Genomic DNA, 21946 nt, shown 5'->3' with positions numbered 1-21946 from the left:
TTGAAAACATGCTTTCACGCCCGTCTGATAAGCGCGATTAGCTGCTTTAACCCTAGCAACCGGCAACCGCTAAACCCATGATCATCGGCACCGCAGGGCACATCGACCACGGCAAGAGCACGCTGGTGCGCGCGCTCACCGGGGTGGACACTGACCGCTTGCCTGAGGAAAAAAAGCGCGGCATCAGCATCGAGCTGGGCTACGCCTTTGTGGATGTGCCCGGCAGCAGCCAGCGCATCGGCTTCATTGATGTGCCAGGGCACGAGCGACTGGTGCACACCATGGTCTCGGGTGCCAGCGGCATCGACTTTGCCCTGCTTTTAGTCGCTGCCGACGACGGCCCCATGCCGCAAACGCTGGAACACTTGGCGGTGTTGAGCCTGCTGGGCATTGCGCGCGGTGCGGTGGTGGTCACCAAAACTGACCGCGTCAACACCGCGCGAGTACAAACCGTGCAAGCCGAAATGGCGGCGCTGTTGACAGGCACCACGCTGGCCGGGGCACCCATACTGGCGGCATCAGCGACCACGGGCGACGGCGTAGATGCCTTGCGCGCTCTTCTTTTCGAAGCTTCAGGCGCTGATACGGCACGCGCTGAAGGCCAAGAGCATTCTCAACAACAAGTCGCTTTCCGCCTGGCGATTGACCGCACCTTCACCCTGACAGGCACCGGCACCGTAGTCACCGGCACCGTGCACGCCGGCCGCGTCCAAGTGGGCGATGAACTGGCGCTGACGCCCTGCGCACCCGGCCAAAACCCGCTGCACGTGCGCGTGCGCAGCCTGCATGCGCAAAACCAGCCGGTTACCCAGGCCCACGCCGGACAGCGTTGCGCCGTAGCGCTGGCGGGCCTACCCAAAGACGCGGTGGCACGCGGCCAATGGCTGGTCACGCCGTCGGTCGCCTTATCCACCCAACGGCTCGATGCCGAGCTGACACTGTGGCAAGGCGAAGCCAAGGCGCTGCGATCCGGCACGCGGGTGCAGGCACATATCGGTGCGGCGCACCTTACCGCCTCCGTCGCGGTGCTGGACGTCGATCAAATCTCTCCAGGCGGCACCGCGCGCGTACAACTTGTGCTGGACGCACCCGTGGCCGCCTGGCACGGCGAACGCCTGCTGCTGCGCGACGCAGCCGCCAGCCGCGCGCTGGCCGGTGGGCGCGTGCTCGACCCGTTTGCACCCATCCGCTACCGCCGCACGCCGCAGCGCCTGGCCGAGCTGGCGGCGCTGGCCTTACCGGCAGCAGCTGAGCGGCTGGCCGCACTGGTCGACGTGGCACCACAAGGCATTGATCTGGTGCGCTTTGGCGCAGCACAGGGGCTGCTTACCCCAGCCCATATTTCCAAACCAAATCAGGCTTTAGAGCATGATGGACATGCGCTAGGCGCTACACAAGTTAAAGCATTCAACGCGGCCGCCCTGGCCGCTCTGCAAGCCTTTCACCAGGCCCAGCCGGACGAACTGGGGCCAGACACCGCGCGCCTGCGCCGCCTGGCCGCACCGCGTCTGTCCCTGCCGTTGTGGAACGCACTGTTGGCACGACTGGCCGAAGACGGCCAGGTGACGCTGCACGGCGCATTCGTACACCTGCCCGCGCACGGCGTGCAACTGTCGGCCACCGAAACCCGCATTGCCCAAAAAGTGCAGCCCATGCTGGACACCGCAGGCTTTGAAGGTGCCTGGGCGCGCGATCTGGCCAAGCACGCGAATGAGGCTGAGCCGCTGGTACGCGCCACGCTGGCGCGGCTGGCTAGGCGCGGTGATCTGCACCAGGTCGTCAAGGATCTGTACTATCCGCCCACCACCATGCAGCGCGCCGCCGCACTGGTGCGCCAAGTCGCCACAAATCACAGCGGCGACGTACAGGCATCGGACTTTCGCGACGCCACCGGCCTGGGCCGCAAGCGGGCCATTCAAATTCTGGAATACTTCGACCGCGTCGGCCTGACCCGCCGCGTGGGCGATGTGCACAAGCTACGGGCAGAATGCACGCTGTTTCAGTCATGACCCCTTGTCACGCATGCTGCGAACGAACGGCTGCGGAGCAAGCCAGCCCAGCGAACGCCATGCTCGGGCTTGCACCGAGCATCGGCGTTGTCCCCCTCCCGAAGAGAGAGGTGGAAGCGGCGTCAGCCGCTCAGGGGGGAGTTTTTATGTCGGAAGGGCAACCATCCTGGTGGGTGGGCCGGGCTTCAAACCCGGTGGGCGGCGCCATGCGTCGCCGGGTGGGTTCGACTCCCATGCCCTTCCGCCAGCACACGTTTACCCCCAGGCTGCGCGGACTGCGTCGTTCCGCATCACCACCCCCATCTCCAGTGGTGCCGCCACTGGCCGGGGCTACCCCGGCCACGACTGCCAGGCGAACGGCGTGCTCTGCGGTCATTCAAGCAGTAACCGAGCAACTCACAAAAAAACAGCCTATGACGCAGGTAAAAAAATCTTTATTAGCTATCGTTTTAAAAGCAATCATCACGTATTGAACAGGGCCGAATGACCACACCTTTGCTGTCCCCACCCGAGCTGCACTACCTGATGGCGCACCAGGTCTGGGCGCGGCTGGAAGGTGATGGCACAGCCACCGTAGGCATCACACAGCTGGGAATTCGCCTGTCGGGCGAGGTTTACATGTGCCGCCCGAAGCGCATCAGCACCGCGTTGATGCAAGGCGACACGGTAGCTGTGGTGGAATTGTCCAAATCCGTGGTGCCGGTCAAAACGCCCGTCAGCGGCACCGTGCTGGTCATCAACGAAGCGTTGCAAGACCAGCCCGAGCTGGTGCACCGCGACCCCTATGGCAGCGGCTGGATCGCCCGCCTGCAACTGACCAACTGGCCTGCCGACCAAACCGCCCTGCTCACGGGCGATGCCCTGGCCCCAGCGATGGCCCACCATGCCTGGTTGTACCGACAGGCGCTGGTGCCTGCCACCAGCGGCACCACCCACCCGCCCGGCGACGGCAAGCCCCACCAGCCATGAGCTTTGTTGAACACGGTGCCGACGGCGTGGCCATCATGTTGTGGGCCGCCGATGCCAGTGCGCCCGAACGTCTGGCCACGCCTTTTTTCATGGCCGCCGCCGCTGCCGCCATGGATGTGCCGGTGGAAATCTACTTCACCGCTGCCAGTGTGCGCCTGCTCGCGCACGGCGTGGCTGCGTCCTTGCGCGCCAGCAGCCGGGTCAACAAAACCATCCACGACAACATCCGCGAAGCCGTCGCCCTGGGCGCGCGCTGCTATGCGTGCAGCGACGCCCTGCACGCACACGGGCTGGAACACGCTGAGTTGATCGCCGAATGCCACGGCCGCGGCGGCGCGGTGCAGTTCATGGCGCGGGCCAGCGATCTGAGGTGGCGGGCGCTGGTGTTCTGAACAGGTTTTCTGGCAATCGCTCTATCCAGCATCGCCCCACATAAAGCGCAGCACACGCTGCACGGCCACCATCAGGATGGACGCATGGTCTTCGTCCGCAAAGACGTGAAAGCGCACACGCTCAGCACCCCAATGCGCCGTCAACAGTGCGGCCAAATCGCGCACACTGCCCACCATGCGCCGCTGCGCCCGCCGCGCCACCAGTTGCGCATAGCCCGGTTGCTGGCGCTGCCAGGGCGGTACCGCCTCTTCCCACTCACCTACGGCCAGAAACAAGCGCGGAGCACTGCCCGGCTGTCCGCACCGTGCAGCAGCCAACGCGGCCAGCTTGGCGCGCAGACCCGCTTCGTCCCACCAGACAGAAGGGCTGATGGCCGCCCAATGGGCAAACACCTGCGGCCTGCTGGCCAGCGCCTGCAACACAAACTGCCCCGCCAGAGAATGGCCAAACAGGGTTTGCCGCGCTGCGCTCAAAGGCAGCTCGCGGCGTAATTGCAGGATCAACTCGTCAGCAATGAAAGACAGGAAATCCATAGCACCGCCCATCTGCTCTGCCGTCGGTGCTGCACCATGCGCGGGCGGGCCGACGGTGTAGTCGCGCTGCCGCTGAGCGTTGGCGAACAAATCCGCACTGTCATGCGCAATGCCAATCACCGCCGTCGGGCCAATGCCAGTGGCGTCTGTCCGGCGGCTGGATCGACGCACCGCCTCGACAAAGGTGCCGAACAGCGCGTTGGCATCCAACACATAAACGGCAGGAAAGCCATCCGGCGGCGGCTCGCCCTCCGGGCACCACACCATGACGCGGTATGCCGTGCCATTGGCTTGGGCACACCACCTGCGCACCTGGGCACCGGGCCACATCAGCGCAGACCAAGTGTCTGACACAGGCAAGGGTGCAGGCGCAGTGGCGTTCGGCAAGGCTATGGCTCCATACCGGCTGCATGCACGGGCAGCGGTAACACGTCGTCCACCATGATCTGCAAGCCGCCGTGCGAGCAGGTTTCCACCCGCGCCTGTACGCCATACACCTGCGCCAGCGTGTCCGGCGTGATGGCCTCAGCAGGTGTGCCGGTAGCGGCTACGGCACCACGCGCCAGCATCACGATGCACTCTGACCAACGCGCGGCGATTTGCAAGTCGTGCAGTACCAAAATGGCGATCATGCGGCGCTCGCGCGTCAGCGCTTGCACCAGTCGCATGACGCGAAGCTGGTGCTGCAAATCCAGCGCGCTGATGGGTTCGTCCAGCAGCAGCACGCGCGGCTCGCGCACCAGCGACTGCGCCAGTGCCACCAGTTGGCGCTGGCCGCCCGACAGTTGATCCAGCCCCTCCAGTGCCAAATGCAAAATGCCCACGCGCTCCAAAATGGCCACGGCCCGCTGTTCGCTGGCGGCATGCGTATCGCGGGCCGGATTGTCCCCCGTAGACGATGCGCGCAGCGCACCCAGCACGCTTTCCAGCACACTCAGGGCCACGCCCTGCGGCAGGGTTTGCGGCATGTAGGTCACGCAGTGCGCGTGCTCGGCCAGGGGCAGGCCCAACAACTCGTGCTCGCCCAGCCGCACCGAACCTGTCGCGCTCTGCAAACCGGCCAGCGCGCGCATCAAGGTGCTTTTGCCAGCCGCGTTCGGCCCCAGCAGCGACACCACCTCGCCAGGATGAAACGTGGGCAAATCCACGCTGCGGATGATGGGTCGGTTGCGGTAGCCCGTGGACAGCCCGTGCACTTGCAGCGCGGCAGCAGCGCTAATCGGCACGATGCTCATGCCCTGTCCTTCCTGCGAAAAATCAACAGCAAAAATACCGGCACACCCACAATGGCCGTCACAATGCCCACCGGCATCAACGCGCCAGGCACCAGCACCTTGCTGGCCACCGAGGCCAGCGACATGATGAGCGCTCCACACAGCAAGCTGGCGGGCAGCAAAAAACGATGGTCTTCGCCCAGCAGCATGCGCGCCATGTGCGGCCCCACCAGGCCAATGAAGCCAATAGTGCCCGCAAACGCCACCGACGTGGCCGCCAGCAAGCTGACCCGCATCAGCGCCAGAAAGCGCAAACGCCCCACGTCCACGCCAAAGCTGCGGGCGCGGTCTTCACCCAGGCGCAGCGAGGTCAGCCGCCCAGCCGCCAGCAACGAAAACGGCGTCACCAGCACCAGCACCAGCGCCAGCACCGTCACGTGCTGCCAGGTCGCGCGCGAGAGCGATCCCATGCTCCAGAACACCAGTTGCTGCAACGCCTCTTGCGACGACACAAACTGCACCAGCGCCACCAGCGCATTAAAGGCAAACACCAGCGCAATACCCAGCAGTACCACCGTCTCCACGCCCGAGCTGCGCTGGCGCGCCATGAGTTGCAGCAGCAACACCGAACCAAAGGCAAACGCAAAAGCGTTCAGCGGCACCATCCACTCGCCAGACACCCAGGGCAAGCTCAGTCCCAGCACAATCGCCAGCGCTGCCCCAAACGAGGCCGCCGAAGACACGCCCAGCGTGAACGGGCTGGCCAGCGGGTTGTTCAAAATGGTCTGCATCTCCGCACCGGCCAGCGCCAGCGCCGCGCCCACCAGCACGGCCATCAGCGCGTATGGCAGGCGCACCTGCCAGATGATGGCCTGTTGCGGCCCCGAAAGCCCGTCGGACGACCACAGCCCGCCCAGCACTTGCACGGGCGTCAGCGCCGAAGGGCCGGTGACCAGATCAAGCGCAAAAGCACAGGCGCACAGCAGCGCCAGCGCCAGCACCATCCACACCCTGCGCCACACCAGACGCCGGTAGCGCACCAGCACCTCGGCAGCGCTGACGCTGCCCACAGTAGCCACCTGATTCATTTCAAACTCACCCAGCCGGTGCCGGTGTACGGCACGGCCAGAAAGCGCTGGTTGATCTCGGCCAGCGTTTTGGCCTGATCGACATCGCCAAACAATTCGGGATGCACCCAGGTGGCAAACGCCTCGATGGCCACGATGTCGATGGGCGAGTTAATCAGTTGATGCGCCAGCCCGTGGGTACGCCCTTGCTCGATGGCCGACAACTGGGCAATCCCCTGTCGCTGAGCAATCTTGACCAATGAGGCGCGAGTCTGCGCCTGCTCATAACCCGCGCCCAGCACCAGGCCGCCCGCTTTTTCCAGATGCGCACCACCGGTAGCGATGTAGACCTTGGGGTCGCGCGAAATCACGTATTCCAGATTCAGCTTGCCGGTGGGCGCTTTGAGCACGTCAGCCCCAATGTTGTGCCCGCCCACGAAATCAATGTATTCACCCATGTTGCCGCGGCCGGGCGAGTTGCAGCAATCGCGGGTCATGCCCGCATGGGCTTCCAGAAACACCGTGGGCCGATCCTTGGTCGGCAGTTTGGCCACGCGCTGCGCAATCTTGTCCAGTCGCTGTCGGCGAAACGCGATGTACTCGCTCGCCTTGGCCTCGCTGCCCGTCAATTGCCCCAGAATGCGCAGGCTGGTTTCCTGATTCTTGAAAGGGTTGTCGAAAAAGTCGATGAACACCACCGGAATGCCGACAGCCTTCAGTTGCGCCATCTGCGCATCGGTTGGCCCCGAACCAACCGACACCACGGCCACATCAGGCGCAGCGGACAACACCGCTTCCAGATTAAAGCTGCCGGCTGAACTGGCCACCTGCGGCAGCTTGTCCAGCGCCGGAAATTTGGCCTTGTACTGTGCGTAAGTGGCCGCGCCAATGCGGTGAATATCACGCGGCCAGGCGGCCAAATGCTTCACCGGATCAGCCTGGATCAGCGCCAATGCCACCAGAAAGCGGCCATCGTCGATAGATATCTTGCTCGCCCGATCAGGTACAGCCACCACCCGGCCTTTCAAGTCAGTCAATTGCGCCGCCGTGGCCGCTGATCCAGCCCCCCACGGCCCACACACCATCGCCAAACCAAGCATCAACCCGCGAAAACCAATGCGCCGATTGATCCACCGACGACGCGCACTTTGGCGGGCCACGCCTTGGCGTTGGCCGGGCAGCCACCCGCCTGACTGCGACACCCCGCTGCCCGAAAACCATCCCAATACTTGATCCACAACAGTCACAAACGATTCCCAATTACAACCATGGCGGGCATGTTGCCACAAAACACAAACAGCGCAGACCTTGGCCAATCGCTCCTGCCGTGCGCAGTCATGACAAACCTAAAAATCATGGCACCGCTTGATTTACACTCGATTGTGAGAAGTATTCCTATTTACCAAACTTGATGCGCTTCCCCCAAAGATGGTTTTCCCCCGGCACCAGCCCAAGCCAATGACGACCACCGTCCCCACACCGGCCACGGCCTCATTGTCCATCGGCCCACTGGCATTTGCGGCCCTGACCGGCACCATGGCAATGATGGCCTTTGTTGCCGTGGTTGGCCCCTTGGTGCGCCAGTTGTCCCTGCCCGAATGGGTGGCGGGCCTGTCCGTCACCGCAGGCGGCGTGCTGTGGATGTTGCTGGCCCGCTGGTGGGGTGGCGTGGGCGACCAGTGTGGGCGCAAGCCGGTGCTGCTGGTCGGGTTTGCCGCTTTTGCGCTGGTGTACGGCGCACTGGCGCTAGGCATGCATGGGGCGCTGCACCATCACATCGGCGCGTTGGGTGCGACGGTCATATTAGTGGCCGCTCGCGCACTGATTGGTGCTTTTTACGCTGCCGTGCCGCCCACCGCAGCCGCTTTGATTGCTGACCACACCTTGCCGGCCGAGCGGCCCAGTGCCATGGCCAAACTCGGCTCGGCCAATGCACTGGGTATGGTGCTGGGGCCTGCGGCTGCGGGCTGGCTGGCGGGCATCGATTTAGCCTGGTCGCTGTATGCCGCCGCCGCACTGCCTGTGCTGGCGCTGACCGTGGTCTGGCTGTGGCTGCCCAACACCCCTCCTGCGGCATCCCAGCGTCCGCCCGGTGCCCAGCCCATGCCTTTGCTGGATGCCCGCTTGCGCCCTGCGGTACTGACCGGCTTTGCCGCCATGGGCGCGGTGGCCATTGCGCAGGTGCTGGTGGGTTTTTTGGCCATTGACCGCTTTAAGCTGCCTGTAGACCAAGGCGCGCGCGTGGCGGGCCTGGCCTTGACGTGCGTTGGCTGCACGCTGATGGTGGCGCAGCAGTTCGTCATGCGTCTGAAAACGGTATCACCACCGCAGTGGATCACCGTGGGCGCTGCTATTGCCGGGATCGGCTTCGCCGGTGTGGCTGCGGCGCAGTCACAAGCCATGCTGCTGGCCTGCTACGCCGTCATGGCCTTTGGCATGGGACTGATCTTTCCCAACTTCCAGGCCATGGCCGCCAACGCCGTGCAGCCGCACGAGCAAGGCGCGGCCGCTGGCACGCTGTCGGCCGCCCAAGGTTTTGGCATGGTGCTGGGGCCCATTGTCGGCACTTTGCTGTACACGCAATCGCCTGCCCTGCCCTATCTGCTGGTGGCTGCCGGGCTGTGGGCGTTGGCGCTGTTTACTTTTTGGCGTCTGCAAGCCGCTGACCGGGCGACCCAGGCACCCTAAAACCGCATGCACCACCATGTCTGAAACCTTCACCCCTTTGCCACTCAAGCTGTCTTGGCCGCCTGAGTTTCAGCAACGCTACCGTGCGGCGGGCCACTGGCGCAGCGACACTTTTCCGGCCATGTTGCGCACATGCGCCGGGCGTTTTGCCGAGCGCATCGCCGTGGTCGCTGGCGACGATCGTTGGACCTACGCCGCTTTGTGGCAACGCGCTGAAAATCTGGCCGCTGGCCTGCTGGCGCACGGCCTGACACCAGGTGAGCGCGTGGTGGTACAACTGGGCAACACCGCCACCTTCTACGCCGTGGTGTGGGCGCTGTTCCGCGCCGGTCTGATCCCTGTTTACGCGTTGGCAGCACACCGCATCACCGAAATTGCCCACTTCGTGCGCAAAGCCGAAGCAGCGGCGTACATCGCCCCCGAGCGTTGCGAGGGCTACGACTATCGCCTGCTGGCACGCGAGCTGAAAGCCCTGCCCGACGTACCCACGCTGCGCCACATCTTCATTGCGGGCGACGCGGCCGAGTTCACCGCGCTCAGCACCTTGCAGGGCGACGCCGCGCTGCTGCCCACTACAGACCCTGATCCGCAGTCGGTCGCCTTCCTGCAAATCTCAGGCGGCTCCACCGGCTTGTCCAAGCTCATTCCGCGCACACACGACGACTACATCTACAGTTTCCGCGCCAGCAACGACATTTGCGGTATCACGCAGGATTCGGTGTACATGGTGGCGCTGCCCGCGGCACACAACTTTCCCATGAGTTCGCCGGGCGCGTTGGGCACGTTCTACGCCGGTGGCACAGTGGTGTTGTCGCCCTCGCCTTCGCCCGACGTGGCCTTTGCCCTGATTGAGCGCGAGCGCGTGACCGACCTGGGCCTGGTGCCACCGCTGGCACTGCTGTGGGCGCAGGCGGCGGCGACCACCAAGCATGACCTGTCCAGCCTGCGCGTGTTGCAGGTGGGCGGTGCCAAGCTCACGCCCGAAGCGGCACGCCGGGTGGTGGCTGGCCTGCCGGTCAAGCTGCAACAAGTGTTCGGCATGGCCGAAGGCCTGGTCAACTACACCCGACTGGACGACGACGAAGACACCATCCTCACCACCCAGGGCCGCCCCATCAGCGCGGACGACGAAGTGCTGGTGGTGGACGACGCCGGGCAGCCCGTGCCTCATGGTGAGGTTGGCCACCTGCTCACGCGTGGCCCCTACACCATCCGCGCTTACCACAACGAACCGGCGGCCAACGCCCGTTCGTTCACCGAAGACGGCTTTTACCGCACGGGCGACATGGTGCTGCGCCTGCCCAGCGGCCACCTGGTGGTGCAAGGCCGCGCGTACGACCACATCAACCGTGCGGGTGAAAAAATTTCGGCCGAAGAGGTCGAAGACCATCTGCTCGCTCACCCGCAGGTGTTCGACGTGGCCGTGGTCTCCATTCCCGACGACTACCTGGGCGAGCGCAGTTGCGCCTTCGTCATTGCGCGTAGCGATGTCAAGCCGCGCGTGCCCGAAATCAAAGCCTGGATGCGCCAGCGCGGCGTAGCGGCCTTCAAGGTTCCTGACCAGGTGGTGTTCGTCGAAGCCTTCGAGATCACCGCCGTCGGCAAAACCAGCCGCAAGGAACTGCGTGCCCGTCTGCGTGCCGAGTTCCTCGACCAACCAACCCCAAAGAGCTGACACATGAGTACCGTCACCCTGGAGCGCATGCACACTGACGTGGCCCGCATGCTGCGCGAAGCACCCGAGGCCATTGGCCTGGACGACAACCTGATGGACTGGGGCCTGGACTCCATGCGCCTGCTCGATCTGTTCATGGCCTGGAACGCCGATGGCCTGAACGTCGATGTGATGGAGGTCGTGGAAGAAACCTCGCTCAACGGCTGGTGGCGCATCATCCAGGAGCGGCAGGCGCAGTGAGCGGGCAGCCTCTTACGCCTAAATCGTCAACGCCCGTGGCCTCAGCGCCCGTGGCATCAGCGTCCGCCACCCCGACCCGCTGGCCGCTCACCGAAGCCCAGCAAGGTCTTTGGTATGCCCAGCGCCTGGACCCTGACAACCCCAGCTTCAACTGCGGCCACGCGCTGTGGATCAACGGCGAGATCGACGTTGACGCTTTCGCCATCGCCGCCACGCAGGTCGCACAAGAGTGCGAATCGCTGGCACTGGTCATGCGCGACACGCCCGAAGGCCCCGAACAGTGGCTGGACACGCACCGCAGCCCTGCGCTGGAACGCGTAGACCTCAGCCACCAACCCAACCCCGAAGCCGCCGCCCGCCAGGCCATGTGGGACGACATGCTGACCGCCATCGACCCCACGCGCGACGCGCTGGGCCGTCAGGTGCTGTTCGAGTTGGGCGCGCAGCATTTTTGCTGGTACCAGCGCGCCCACCACCTGGTCACCGACGGCTACGCCATGGCTTTGTGGAGCCAGCGCGTGGCCGATCTGTACGCGCAGCAGGTGGCCAGCGCCCCCAAGCGCCCGCCACTCGCACCGTTGGCACCCGTCATCGCCGACGATCAAACTTACCAACACAGCAAACAGCGCACGCAAGACGCGGTCTACTGGCGCGATGCCCTCACGCCCCTGTCCGAAGTCGCCGGATTGGCCAGCGGCCGCGCCGTGGCTGCACACCGCTGCCACCGCCTCAGCGCGGCGCTGGCGTCCGCTCTGTTCGCCCAATTGCGCGAACAAGCCAAGCAATCCGAAGTAAGTTGGCCCGACCTGCTCACCGCCCTCACCGGCCTGTATTGCCAGCGCATGGCAGGGGCTGAATCCACGGTGCTTGGCATTCCCTTCATGGGCCGTATGGGCAACGCCAGCGCACGCGCCAGCGCCATCGTCATGAACGTATTGCCGCTGCCCGTGGCGGCGCAACCGGGCCAGCCGCTGGCCGACTTCGTTGAACAAAGTGCCCGCGCCCAGACCCAGGCCCGCCGCCACGGCCGCTACCGCAGCGAACAACTGCGCCGTGATCTGGGCCTGCTGGGCGGGCAGCGCCGCTTGCATGCGGCGTTGATCAACGTCCAGCCCTTTTACCAACCACTCACGCTGCCAGGTCTGGACACCCAGCTTGAAGTGCTGGGCACCGGCCCCATTGATGACTTGACCATCGGCTTTCGCGGCCACGCGGCGCGCCTGGATCTGGAGATTGAGGCCAACCCCAACCTGTACGACCTGCCCACCGTGCAGGCACATCTGGATCGCCTGCCGCACTTTCTGCAAGCGGCACTTGCCGTGTTGACGGCAGGCGGTGCCACCGATGACGTGCCGCTGGCCAGCCCCGAAGAAACCCAACGACACCTGTTCACGCTCAACGCCACCGACCACCCCGTGCCCGACACCACACTGGCCGCGTTGATCGAGCAACAAATGGCCAAGCATCCCAACGCCGTGGCGCTCGAATTCCAAGGCCAAAGCCTGACCTACGCCGAGCTGGAGCAACGCACACGCGCGCTGGCACTGGTCTTGCGTGTTCAGGGCGTGGGGGCAGACCGGCTGGTGGCTGTCGCCCTGCCACGCTCGCTGGATCTTCTTGTCGCCCTGGTCGCCGTGCTACGCGCCGGCGGTGCCTACCTGCCGCTGGATCTGGCGCACCCACCAGAGCGACTGGCGCGCGTGGTGCAACTGGCCCGGCCCATGTGCGCGCTGGTGCGACCACAAGACACTGACTGTCTGCCCGCCGACTTGTCACAACTGCCCCCTCAGGACTGGCCAGCCAACACCGACCAGCCGCTTGATCCCAGGCCTGCACCCGGTGACGCCGCCTACGTCATCTACACCTCCGGCTCCACTGGCGAGCCTAAAGGCGTGCTCATCGAGCACCGCGCCATCGTCAATCGCCTGCAATGGATGCGCACGCACTACGGCTTTGCGCCAGGCGAGCGCATCCTGCAAAAAACACCGGCCACCTTCGACGTCTCGGTCTGGGAATTTTTTCTGCCGCTAATCACCGGCTGCGCCCTGGTCATTGCCCCACCCGAGGCGCACCGCGACCCCGCCTGGCTGGCCCGCATCATCCGCGAGCAACGCGTGGGCACCTGTCACTTCGTGCCCTCCATGCTGGCCGCCTTCCTGGCGCACCCAGCCTCGCACGGCTTGACCATGCAGCGCGTGTTCTGCAGCGGCGAAGCGCTGCCCGACGCACTGCGCGAGCGCTTTCACACCACCCTGCACAGCGAGCTGCACAACCTCTACGGCCCCACCGAAGCCGCCGTGGACGTGAGCTGGTGGCCCGCCGGGCCTGACGACCACAGCCGCCCCACCCCCATCGGTTTTCCCACCTGGAACACGCGCCTGCTCGTGCTGGACGCCCACATGCGCCCACAGCCGCCCGGTGTGCCGGGCGATCTGTACCTGGGCGGCGTGCAACTGGCACGCGGCTACGTGGGCCGCGACGACCTCACCGCCGAGCGCTTCGTACCCGACCCCCACCGCCTGGGCCAGCGCCTTTACAAAACGGGCGACGTGGCCCGCTGGCGGCTGCAAGACGGTGCCATCGTCTTTCTGGGTCGCAGCGACCATCAGGTCAAGCTGCGCGGGCTGCGCGTCGAGCTGGGCGAGATCGAGGCCGCCTTGCAGGCCACCGGCCTGGTGGCACGCGCCGAAGTCCTGCTACGCAAGGACGAAGGGCATCAAGACGGTGGCCGACTGGTGGCCTATGTGCAGGCAGCGCCCGAATCGGGTCACACCGGCGATCTGCCCAGCGCGCTGCGCCAGCATCTGGCCGCCCGCCTGCCCGACTACATGGTGCCCACCGCCATCGTCGCCATGGCCGACTGGCCGGTCACCGCCAACGGCAAGCTCGATCGCCGGGCACTGCCCGCCCCCACCCTGGAAGGTGCCGCCATCGGACGCGCGTTGACCACCCCCACCGAACAAGCGCTGGCGGCACTGTTCACCGAGCTGCTGCACCTGCCGCCCAACACCCCTATCGGCAGCGATGCCGACTTCTTCAGCCTGGGCGGCGACTCGCTGTCCGCCGTTCAGCTGCTGCTGCTCATCGAAGAGCGCTGGCACCGCAACCCCGGTCTGGGCACGCTGTTTGAGGCACCCACCATCGCCGCGCTGGCCACCGCCATCGACAGCGAACAGGTCCGCTTTGACAGCGGGCTGCAACCGCTGATCCAACTGGCTACTGGCGACCACACACAACCGCCGCTGTTCGTCATCCACCCCGCAGGCGGCATTGCCTGGGGCTACCGCCTGCTGGCACGCGCCGTCGCGCGCGCCGCGCCTTCACGCAGCGTGTGGGGGCTTCAGTCACCCGCCCTCAACCCCAACGAGCCGCTGCCCGCCAGCATCACCGCACTGGCCGAAACCTATGCCGAGCGCGTGGTGGCCCTACAGCCAGACGGACTGGTGCACCTGGCGGGCTGGTCGGTCGGCGGCATTCTGGCCCAGGCCATGGCCGTGGCGCTGGAGCAGCGCGGTCGCCCCGTGGGCCTGGTGGCCTTGCTGGACGCCTATCCTGCCGACTGCTGGCGCAATGAGCCGGAACCCACCCCGCAACAAGCCCTGCGCGCACTGCTGGCCATTGCCGGTTACGACCCCGAAGGCCACCCCGAACTTCAAACGCAAGACCAGCTCATCGCTTTTTTGCGTGCGGGCGACAGCGCGCTGGGTCACCTGCCACCCGAGGCGCTGACCGGCGTGGTGCGCGTGGTGACGGACACCAATCGCCTGATCCGCCAGCACCCGCACCGCGCCATGACCGGCACGCTGACGCACGTGCGCGCTGCGTTGGACCATGCCAGCCAACCGCAAATGCAGCCCGACGCCTGGGCACCCTACGCCCAGGACATCGAAAGGCTCAGCGTGCCCCTGCAGCACGCCCACATGACCGGCCCCGAAGCCACCGCCTTGATCGCCCCCATGCTGCTCGAACGCATGCAGGCGTTCGACGCTGCCCCTGCACCTTCACGGCCAACAACACCCACCGCTCTCCCTGCCGAGGAAACGCCATGAGCGCCCTGAACGCTACCTTGCCATCCACGCCAACCGATGTCACGCGCAACCGCTGGGGCGTGGTCGCCGCCTGCACCGCCATCATGCTGGCCGAAGGGTTTGATCTGCTGATCTACAGCAACGCCATTCCCTCGCTGCTGACCGACGCACTTATCGGTCTGGACAAATCGGGCGCGGGCGTGGTGGGCAGCATGGCCTTTGCAGGAATGCTGGTGGGCGGCCTGATGGCAGGCCGATTGGTGGCCTGGCTGGGCCTGGCGAGGGTGATGCTGACGGGTTTTCTGGTGTTCACGGCGGCCACCGCAGCCGTGGCCTATATCGGCAGTGCGTGGCAGCTTGGCGCGCTGCGGCTGGGGGCAGGGCTGGCGCTGGGGCTGGTGTTGCCTGCGGCGCTGTCGCTGGCGCGCGGGCACGTGCAGGCTCAGCACGGCGCGCTGGCCATCAGCATCGTCATGTCCGGCCTGCCGCTGGGCGGCATGCTGGCAGCGCTGGTCTCGCGCGAGATCATTCCATCGGGCGGCTGGCGGCCGCTGTTTCTGGCCGGGGGCGTGCTGGGACTGGTGCTGGTGGTCGTGGTGGCACCTCTGGTCATCCGCGCTGCGCGCGATCTCGCTGCAACGGCCAGCAGCATCGACGGCGGCCCATGGCGCGCCGTGTTTACCCGCGCCAGCAAGCCGGTGCTGATGATCGGCACGCTGGCCACGCTGGCCGACCTGCTCACCTGGTACGGCGTGGCCACTTGGCTGACGCAGCTCATGCGCGAGTTCGAGATTCCTTTTCAGGGGGCCATGCAACTCATGTTCACACTCAGCATCGGTGCCATCGTCGGCTCGCTGTGCACGGCGGCGCTGGCCATCCGCCTGGGCACGCGGCCCGTGGCCATGGCCGCAGGCCTGGTGGCCTGTGCGTGCCTGTTGGCCATTGCCTCGCGCAGCCTGCCCGGCTGGGGGCTGTTTGCCGTGGTAGCGCTACTGGGCATGAGCGCCATCAGCGCACAAAACCTCGTCAACGCGCTGGTGGCCGATGCCTTCCCCGCCCAACACCGAGCCACCGCCATCGGGATCACGCTGGGTCTGGGCCGCCTTGGCGCAGTCGCCGCCCCGGTGTTGGGGGGACAGATTCTGGCGGCTGGCCACGGCCCGTCCTGGGTGCTGGTGGCCTTTGCCGCATCGGCCCTGCTGGGCACAGCGTTACTGCTGGGGCTGGGCCGGGCGCGCATTCAGGCCAGCGTGGACAGCTTGCGCTGAACCATCCCTGCCCGCCCTTCTCTGTCCGTCATATTTATTTCACACCACCTTCGCCAAGGAGTTCGTCATGAACAAAAGCATTCGACGCCACTTCATCGCCGCGCTGGCCGCCTCGGCTGCGCTGGTGAGCGGCCTGCCCGCGCTGGCCGCTGACGCTTGGCCCAGCCGCCCCATCACCTTGCTGGTCAACGGTGGGCCGGGAAGCCTGCCCGATCTGTTTGCGCGCCCATTGGCCGACCGGCTGGGCACAACGCTGGGCCAATCCGTGGTGGTGGACAACAAACCCGGCGCGGGCGGCATGGTGGCTTTGCAACAACTCAAGCAAGCGCCTGCCGACGGCCACACACTGGCCGTGGTGACCAATGCGCACATGGTCTGGAATCCCTATGTGTTCGCCCAACTGCCGTACAACCCAGCCACCGACTTTCAGGCTGTCAGCCCGATTTCGGTGATTCCCATGGCGCTGGTCGTCAACCCCCAACTTCCCGCCAAGACGCTGCCTGAACTCATCGCACTGGCCAAAAAAGAACCCGGCAAGCTCAACTACGCCTCCTCCAGCCCCGGCAGCCCACCGCACGTGCTGTTTGAAATGCTGCGTGGCCAAATGGGCGTCGACATCGTGCACGTGCCGTTCAAGACCGGCACCCAGGCGCTCACGTCGGTGGTGGCAAGCAATGTGCAAATCTACTTTGCAGGCACTTCGCTGGTGGAACCCATGGTCAAGGACGGTCGACTGCGCGTGCTGGCCGTCAGCCCGCACGTCAACGTGCCCGCCTTTGCCAACGCGCCCACGCTGAAATCACTGGGCTATCCCGGCTACGAAAATGCAGTCTGGCTGGGCCTGATCGCCAAGACGGGCACACCAGACCATGTAGTGCAGCGCCTGAACGACGAAGTGGCCAAAGCGCTGCAAGACCCCGCCATGCAACAAGCCATGCTCGGCCACGGCGCGCTGCCCTACCATGCCAGCGCGACAGATTTTGTCCAACGCATCAGCGACGAGCGCCAGACTTGGGGGCCTGCGCTCAAAAAGATGGGCCTGCCAACAAATTAAACCTGTCCACCACGACCACCATGAACCTGATCGAAGACATTGTTGCCCAAACCCCCGAGCTGCAACGCATTCGCCGCGACATCCACGCCCACCCCGAACTCTCTTTTGAAGAAACCCGCACCGCCAATCTGGTGGCCGATTTGCTCAGCCAATGGGGCATCCCCATCCACCGCGGCATGGGCGGCACCGGTGTGGTCGGCATTTTGAAAAACGGCGATGCCCCTCGCACCGTGGGCCTGCGCGCCGACATGGACGCGCTGCCCATGACCGAGGCCAACCAGTTCGCCCACGCCAGCCGCCACCCCGGCGTGATGCACGCCTGCGGACACGACGGCCACACCACCATGCTGCTGGGCGCGGCGCAAGAGCTGGCACGCACGCGGCGCTTTGACGGCACCGTGGTGCTGATCTTTCAGCCCGCCGAAGAGCATGGCGGCGGCGCGCGCGTGATGATGCAAGACGGCCTGTTCGAGCGCTTTCCCGTCGAGGCCGTGTTCGGCATGCACAACATGCCCGGCATTCCCGCCGGGCACTTTGCCGCCTCGGCAGGGCCGGTGCTGGCTTCCAGCAACGAGTTTCGCGTGTTGGTGCGTGGCAAGGGCGGGCATGCCGCCATGCCGCACCTGGCGGTCGACCCCATTCCTGTCGTCGCACAAATCGTGCAAGGCTTTCAAACCATCATCAGCCGCAACCGCCAACCGAGCGAAATCGCAGTGATTTCCGTCACCATGATCCACGCAGGCGACACCCCCAACGTGATCCCTGACACTTGCGAGCTGCAAGGCACCGTGCGCACCTACACGCGCGAGACGCTGGACATGGTCGAGCAACGCATGGGCGAAGTCGCACACGGCACCGCCGCCGCCTTCGGTGCCACATGCGACTTTGAATTCAAACGCCTGTACCCCGCCACCATCAACCATGCGCATGAGACCGCCTTCGCGCGCGAGGTTCTGCGCGATCTGGTCGGCCCCGAACGGCTGATTACCCAAACGCCCATCATGGCCGCCGAAGACTTTGCCTTCATGCTCGAACAAGTGCCCGGCAGCTATTGCTTCATCGGCAACGGCGAAGGCGCGCACCGCGACACCGGCCACGGCCAGGGGCCTTGTCTGGTGCACAACACCAGCTACGACTTCAACGACGCCCTGTTGCCCGTGGGGGCCAGCTACCTGGTGCGCCTGGCCGAGCGCTGGCTGACTGCGCCGCGCACCACATCACGCCGCCCATGACTCAACCGCCTTCTTTGCCGCAAGAGTCTGTAGCTTTAGATTTGCAGCACCGCAGCTATTTCAGTCGCAGCACTTCGCCCTTCATTCCGGCCCCGCCTCCCGCATCCAGCCAACTCGGCTCCCAGCCGTATCACCGCTACCACCCACATCCTGCGGTGGGTCGCGGCTGGATCGACATGCACGCTTTCGCCAATGGCCTGACCATCAGCCGCATCGACTGCCACCTGTCACACCCACGCACCGAGCGCTATCAAGCATTCCCCGACAGCTTGCGTCTGAACATCCTGTTGCAAGACACCGGCGTTTTACGCCCCCACAACCGCCAACCCATGACTGGGCAGGCTGGTGACGTGCTGGTGCGCCACAGTGATCCAGGCCCACTGGAGTGGCAGCTTGCAGATGGCAGCCACCAGATGGCCGTGGCGCTGGAGCTGCCCTGCAGCATGGTGCAGACGCTGGCGCAACAAGGCGTCAATCTTGCACACCTGAGTCCGCCTGAGGGCTGCGCCACGCTGCGCCCGCATGCCGAGCTGCGGCGCCATCTGCGCCACACCGCCACCCGCATGCTGGGCCTGCCTGCCGATGTCAACTTGCTGGCACGCCTGGAGCTGGAAGCGCTCGGCCTCGATTTGCTATTGCGGCTGCTTCGCGCTGATGGCAGTCTGCAAAACATCCCGTCCGTTTTTTCTCCTGGGAAAGCCTTCGCCCAGCGCTGGCACAGCGCCGTGGACGAAGCCGTTGACATCATTGATGCGCAGTGGAGCCAGGCCATCACCATCGCGCAACTGGCGCGCCAAGTGGGCATCAACGAGTGTTACCTGAAAGAGCTGTTTCGCCTGCGCACCGGCCACACCATCGCCAGTTATCAGCGGCAGTTGCGCATGCGGCATGCGCGCGCCTTGATTGAATCGGGACAATGCACCATCCAGCAGGCCGCCCTGGCCTGCGGCTATGCGCGCGCCGACAAGTTCTCAGACGCCTTCCAGCGCATACATGGCATACGGCCAACAGCGTTGCAGTAGCAGCGACTGACCTCTGGAGTGCCGCACTCATCCATAAAAATCTACAAAATTCATAGCTGCTTATCCTGAAGTGATAGGCGACAGAGCCTGTTTTTGCGTGTCAAATGTGCATTCAAAGGCCTGATGGCCGACACCTGATCCACTTGCCTGCACCGCTTGCGAGCGACATCGAATTTCCGCCTGAGGGGTTGATATTTCCCATTTGGTGGTATTTTTTATGAACCGCGAATTACTCTCATTTGTCTTTGGCTGATCAAAGCATCCCGGCTCATGTGCCTGCTCAAGGCGCGCGCCATTCACAGTCGTTCAGCGTTTCATCATGACCACTTTCAACCCCTTTGTGCTCAATGCCACAGCAATGGCCGCTTCCTTGCTGTGCTGCTTCGCCGCCATGGCCCAAACCACCACGCCAGACAGCGTTAGCACGCCCACCAATACGGCCTCGTCGCCTGAGGCCGTGCGCTCACTCGATACGGTGGTGGTCACTGGCGAGCGCATGGACCGCAGCCTGCGAGAAACCGCATCGTCGGTAACTGTCATCGGGGCTGAAGACATCGCGCAGAGGCCAGAGCTTGATTCCGTGCAGGACGCCATGGGCTTCGTGCCCAACGTTATCTTTCCCGACACGGTCAGCGCGCCGGTGATCCGAGGCCAGGACACGCAAGGCCCCCTCTTCGGTGCCCCCGCCTTTCTGGCGGGCACCGTGCCGCGCGCCACCATCAACGTGGACGGACGCTATCTGGGCTACAACCAGTTGGTGTTTGGTTCCACATCGATCTGGGATGTGGAGTCAATCGAGGTGTTTCGCGGCCCGCAAACCATCTCGCAAGGGGCCAACAGCATTGCCGGGGCGATGGTGGTGCGCACCAAAGACCCCACTTTTCACCGCGAAATCGCCGCACAGGCCCAGATCGGCAGCGACCAGATGCGGCGCGCCTCGGTGCTCTGGTCAGGCCCGGTGATCGACCAGGAACTGGCCGTGCGCATGGCGCTGGATTATTCATCGCGCGATACCTTTATCAACTACACCAACCCGGCTTTCGCCACCGCCGTCGTGGACCCCGACTTCAGTGCCAGGCAAGCCCGCTTCAAAGCACTGTGGCGACCAGCAGCACTGCCGGGCTTGCAAGCCAAGTTGACGCTGTCGCACACGCAAGGCAATCGGCCCACTTCAGAGGCGGCGTCCCCGCCCTATGACGACTACGACAGCCGCACGGCCAGCATGCCCAACTTCAAGCAATGGAACAACAGCGCCATTGCCGATGTGTCGTACGACTTTGGTGGCGGCCTGCGGCTGAACAACATCACCGATTTTTCACATCTGAACGTGCGCCGGGAAATCATTCCGGTCACCAATGGCGGGGCCGAAATATCGCAGGAAACCGTGTCCAACGAAACACGCCTGACTTTCGACACCCCGCAATCGCCGTGGAGCGGCGTGGTCGGGCTGTTTCTGAATCGCACAAAATCCGACGACGATTTGTGGTCGCGCGGCTTTTCAAGCTTTGACGACAAGAAAACCAATCTCGGCCTGTTTGGTGAAGTGCGTCGCCGCTTTGCCGACCGCTGGCTACTCACCGGCAGCCTGCGCTATCAGCGTGACCGCATCGAGCGATCGGGCACCACACCTTTCATGCGCACGGCCATGGATTACCGGCAAACATTCGACGCCGTGCTGCCCAAGTTGTCGCTGGCCTACGACGTCAGCAAGGACGTAACCGTCGGTGCGCTGGTCAACAAGGGCTACAACCCAGGCGGCGTGGGCGTCAGCTTTGCCGAGGCAAAGACCGTCACTTTCAAGGAAGAATCAGTCTGGAATTATGAGCTGTTCAGCCGCGCCAGTCTGATGGGCGGCAAGCTACTGCTGACGGGCAACCTGTTTTATAGCGACTTTAAAAATTCCCAACGTCTGCTGCCCGATTATCTGAACGGTTTGCTGTACGGCAACGTGGTCTACAACGCCGACAAGGCGCGCTCTTACGGGCTGGAGATGAACGCCGACTACCAAGCCACCGATCGTCTGCGACTGCGCGGCGCCATGGGCTTGCTGAAAACCAAGATCACGCGTTTTTCCGCCGCCAATGGCGACCTGCTGGAGGGCAAGGAGTTTGGCCGCGCACCGGGCTACATGCTCAACCTGGGCGTGGACTGGTTCATCACGCCCGCCTGGATGGTGGGCTTTGACGTGCGTCACACCGACGGCTACCACTCTACCGACGAGAACCTGCCCGCCTACCGCATCGCGTCCTACACGGTGGCCAACGCCCGCATGTCCTACCGGGCAGGCAGGCACTGGGAGCTGTTCGCCTGGGTCAACAACGTGTTTGACAAGCGCACCGCCACCTGGAAATACGATGACCGATCAGCCGGCGGCATTGCCGCCTCGGTCATTGCGCCACGCCAGTTTGGCGTTGGCATCAAGGCAGCGTTCTAAGAGCGTGTTCAAAGTCTGAGCGTGAGGGGTGTGGGATGCGGATCGGGATGGGCTGCAAGGCGCAAACCGCAGCGATACCTGGCGGTATCGCGAGGATTTGCAACGCAGCAGACCGCCCGA

The 21946-nt window shown here is 64.7% G+C and carries 16 protein-coding genes and 1 tRNA gene; 13 read left to right on the top strand and 4 right to left on the bottom strand.

The genetic code is table 11. The features are described from left to right. Positions 1-77: 77 nt before the first annotated feature. From selB to ACK5NW_RS03400, 4 genes are all read left to right on the top strand, one after another. Entirely contained in the window at positions 78-2009 is a 1932-nt protein-coding gene (gene selB / locus ACK5NW_RS03415; RefSeq protein WP_416925067.1) for a selenocysteine-specific translation elongation factor, read from the top strand. Positions 2010-2160: 151 nt separating this feature from the next. Then, positions 2161-2256: transfer RNA gene (locus tag ACK5NW_RS03410), tRNA-Sec, on the top strand. A 236-nt stretch (positions 2257-2492) separates the two neighbouring features. Further along, positions 2493-2978 (top strand): glycine cleavage system protein H, encoded by a 486-nt coding sequence (locus ACK5NW_RS03405; protein WP_416925065.1) that lies wholly within the window; start codon positions 2493-2495, stop codon positions 2976-2978. After that, the gene (locus ACK5NW_RS03400; RefSeq protein WP_416925063.1) at positions 2975-3370 is read left to right on the top strand and encodes a DsrE family protein; all 396 of its coding nucleotides are present in this window, start codon (positions 2975-2977) and stop codon (positions 3368-3370) included. Before ACK5NW_RS03405 ends, ACK5NW_RS03400 begins: the two co-directional genes overlap by 4 nt. A gap of 21 nt (positions 3371-3391) precedes the next feature. Here the strand turns inward: ACK5NW_RS03400 and ACK5NW_RS03395 are convergent, their stop codons facing one another. From ACK5NW_RS03395 to ACK5NW_RS03380, 4 genes are read right to left on the bottom strand one after another with little or no spacing between them, the layout of a single operon-like run. Further along, positions 3392-4291, bottom strand: a complete 900-nt coding sequence (locus ACK5NW_RS03395) for an alpha/beta hydrolase (protein ID WP_416925061.1) — start codon at positions 4289-4291, stop codon at positions 3392-3394. Between the two features lie 2 nt (positions 4292-4293). Continuing rightward, complete coding sequence (locus ACK5NW_RS03390) at positions 4294-5139, bottom strand: ABC transporter ATP-binding protein (RefSeq protein WP_416925059.1); 846 nt, start codon at positions 5137-5139, stop codon at positions 4294-4296. Further along, positions 5136-6206, bottom strand: coding sequence for a FecCD family ABC transporter permease (locus tag ACK5NW_RS03385; protein ID WP_416925057.1), 1071 nt, complete (start codon positions 6204-6206; stop codon positions 5136-5138). The genes ACK5NW_RS03390 and ACK5NW_RS03385 overlap by 4 nt, the downstream gene beginning before the upstream one ends. Next, the gene (locus tag ACK5NW_RS03380; RefSeq protein WP_416925055.1) at positions 6203-7432 is read right to left on the bottom strand and encodes an ABC transporter substrate-binding protein; all 1230 of its coding nucleotides are present in this window, start codon (positions 7430-7432) and stop codon (positions 6203-6205) included. Before ACK5NW_RS03380 ends, ACK5NW_RS03385 begins: the two co-directional genes overlap by 4 nt. A 211-nt stretch (positions 7433-7643) precedes the next feature. Between ACK5NW_RS03380 and ACK5NW_RS03375 the strand changes: the two genes are divergently transcribed. The 9 genes from ACK5NW_RS03375 (at position 7644) to ACK5NW_RS03335 (ending at position 21826) form a co-directional block, all read left to right on the top strand. Next, positions 7644-8873 carry an MFS transporter gene (locus ACK5NW_RS03375; protein WP_416925053.1) on the top strand — a complete coding sequence of 410 codons (1230 nt, stop codon included), beginning with the start codon at positions 7644-7646 and terminating at the stop codon, positions 8871-8873. Between the two features lie 16 nt (positions 8874-8889). Next, positions 8890-10548 (top strand): (2,3-dihydroxybenzoyl)adenylate synthase, encoded by a 1659-nt coding sequence (locus tag ACK5NW_RS03370; RefSeq protein WP_416925051.1) that lies wholly within the window; start codon positions 8890-8892, stop codon positions 10546-10548. A 3-nt stretch (positions 10549-10551) separates the two neighbouring features. Then, positions 10552-10788: a phosphopantetheine-binding protein gene (locus tag ACK5NW_RS03365; protein WP_416925049.1), complete on the top strand. Its 237-nt coding sequence runs from the start codon at positions 10552-10554 to the stop codon at positions 10786-10788. A 50-nt stretch (positions 10789-10838) separates the two neighbouring features. Next, positions 10839-14837, top strand: a complete 3999-nt coding sequence (locus tag ACK5NW_RS03360; RefSeq protein WP_416925047.1) for an amino acid adenylation domain-containing protein — start codon at positions 10839-10841, stop codon at positions 14835-14837. Beyond that, entirely contained in the window at positions 14834-16084 is a 1251-nt protein-coding gene (locus ACK5NW_RS03355; RefSeq protein ID WP_416925045.1) for an MFS transporter, read from the top strand. Before ACK5NW_RS03360 ends, ACK5NW_RS03355 begins: the two co-directional genes overlap by 4 nt. Positions 16085-16151: 67 nt before the next feature. Then, positions 16152-17138 carry a Bug family tripartite tricarboxylate transporter substrate binding protein gene (locus ACK5NW_RS03350; protein ID WP_416925043.1) on the top strand — a complete coding sequence of 329 codons (987 nt, stop codon included), beginning with the start codon at positions 16152-16154 and terminating at the stop codon, positions 17136-17138. 20 nt (positions 17139-17158) lie between these two features. Next, positions 17159-18370, top strand: a complete 1212-nt coding sequence (locus ACK5NW_RS03345) for a M20 aminoacylase family protein (RefSeq protein WP_416925041.1) — start codon at positions 17159-17161, stop codon at positions 18368-18370. Further along, complete coding sequence (locus ACK5NW_RS03340) at positions 18367-19392, top strand: helix-turn-helix transcriptional regulator (RefSeq protein WP_416925039.1); 1026 nt, start codon at positions 18367-18369, stop codon at positions 19390-19392. The genes ACK5NW_RS03345 and ACK5NW_RS03340 overlap by 4 nt, the downstream gene beginning before the upstream one ends. Positions 19393-19711: 319 nt before the next feature. Further along, on the top strand, positions 19712-21826 hold the full coding sequence (locus ACK5NW_RS03335) for a TonB-dependent receptor (protein WP_416925037.1): 2115 nt from the start codon (positions 19712-19714) through the stop codon (positions 21824-21826). The last annotated feature ends 120 nt before the right edge of the window (positions 21827-21946 follow it).

This window comes from Ottowia sp., assembly GCF_047975795.1.
Classification (GTDB): Bacteria; Pseudomonadota; Gammaproteobacteria; order Burkholderiales; family Burkholderiaceae_C; genus Ottowia.
The sequence above is the reverse complement of the archived record's forward strand: the minus strand, read 5'-3'. Positions and strand labels throughout refer to the sequence as shown.